Annotated in this window: 1 protein-coding gene; it reads right to left on the reverse strand. The window is 63.4% G+C overall.

What is annotated here, in order from left to right; genetic code table 11:
• Positions 1-135: 135 nt before the first annotated feature.
• Entirely contained in the window at positions 136-1911 is a 1776-nt protein-coding gene (xsc, locus tag ACR0CE_RS20475; protein WP_209599474.1) for a sulfoacetaldehyde acetyltransferase, read from the reverse strand.
• Positions 1912-1920 lie beyond the last annotated feature (9 nt).

Below are 1920 nucleotides of genomic sequence, written 5' to 3' on the forward strand. Positions count from 1 at the left end.
TGCGCGTTGATGGCCCCTTTTGTGATGCGGGGGTCGTTGCCTTCGCTGAGGGCGATTATGGGACGGGTGGCCGGAGCGTTTTGCCGCAACAGCTCGACGGGTGTCAGGGTCATGTGCTCCGGCCTCGTCCTGGGGTTAAGCGCCCTGCGCTTTCATGTCATCGGCGCTGATGCCGGCGACTGCGACGGGTTTTTTCATCGCGTCGCGGCGGAAAGGCTCGCCAAGCTCCTGGTTGATCAGGGCCTCGATCAGCGTGGTGATGCCGTTCTTCTGGTCCTCGATCGCCTGGTTCAGCGCCGCGGTCAGCTCGTCCTGGGTGCGGGCGACAACGCCTTTCAGGCCACAGGCCTGCGCGATACCGGCATAAGACACCTTGGTGTCCAGCTCGGTGCCCACGAAGTTGTCGTCGAACCACAGGGTCGAGTTGCGCTTTTCCGCGCCCCACTGGTAGTTGCGGAACACGATCTGGGTCACGGCGGGCCATTCCTCGCGGCCAATCGCGGTCAACTCGTTCACCGCGATGCCAAAGGCGCCGTCACCGGCAAAGCCCACAACCGGAACATCCGGGCAGCCGATCTTGGCACCGACAACGGCGGGCAGGCCATAGCCGCAGGGGCCGAACAGGCCCGGCGCCAGGTATTTGCGACCCTCTTCAAACGACGGATATGCGTTGCCGATGGCGCAGTTGTTGCCGATGTCCGAGCTGATGATCGCCTCTTTCGGCAGCGCCGCCTGAATGGCGCGCCACGCCATGCGCGGGCTCATCCAGTCGGGCTTGGCCGCGCGGGCGCGCTGGTTCCAGGTGGTGCCCGGATCGTCATCCTCGTGGGTCATCGAGGTCAGTTCCTGCGCCCAGGCCGATTTCTTCTGCGCGATGCGCTCTTTGCGCTCCTTGCGGCCTTCGTCACCGGCGGTGTCGCTCAGCTGGGCCAGAATACCCTTTGCAACCTTGGCAGCGTCGCCGATGATGCCGACGCTGACCGCTTTGGTCAGGCCGATACGGTCGGGGTTAATGTCGACCTGGATGATCTTGGCATCCGCGGGCCAGTAGTTGATGCCATAGCCCGGCAGGGTCGAGAACGGGTTCAGACGGGTGCCGAGGCACAGGACAACATCCGCCTCGCTGATCAGCTCCATCCCCGCTTTCGAACCGTTATAGCCCAGCGGACCGGCAAACAGCGGGTGGCTGCCCGGGAAGGCGTCATTGTGCTGGTAGCCGACGCAGACCGGCGCATCCAGACGCTCGGCCAGCGCTTTCGACGCCTCGATGCCGCCTTCGGCCAGAACCACACCGGCGCCGTTCAGAATGACAGGGTTTCTGGCGTTCGACAGCAGCTCGGCCGCCTGGGCCACGGCGCTTTCGCCACCCGAGGGGCGCTCGAACTCGACAATGGCGGGCAGGTCGATATCGACAACCTGGGTCCACATGTCGCGCGGGATGTTCAGCTGGGCCGGGGCGCTGGCGCGCTTGGCCTGCATGATCACACGGTTCAGAACCTCGCAGACGCGGGTCGGGTCGCGGACCTCTTCCTGATAGGCGACCATGTCCTCGAACAGCTTCATCTGCTCGACTTCCTGAAAGCCCCCCTGACCGATCGTCTTGTTGGCCGCCTGCGGGGTCACCAGCAGAAGCGGGGTGTGGTTCCAGTAGGCGGTCTTGACGGCGGTCACAAAGTTGGTGATGCCCGGGCCGTTCTGCGCGATCATCATCGACATCTTGCCGGTCGCCCGGGTGTAGCCATCCGCCATCATCCCCGCACTGCCCTCATGCGCACAGTCCCAGAACATGATCCCAGCCTTCGGAAACAGATCCGAAATCGGCATCATCGCAGAGCCAATGATCCCAAACGCATGTTCAATACCATGCATCTGCAAAACCTTAACAAAGGCCTCTTCCGTCGTCATCTTCATAGGGGTGTT

This window comes from Ruegeria sp. L11 (genome assembly GCF_056531755.1).

Coding starts and splice junctions, on each gene's coding strand:
- xsc (WP_209599474.1), bottom strand. CDS start 1,911: ATGAAGATGACGACGGAAGAGGCCTTTGTTAAGGTTTTGCAGATGCAT.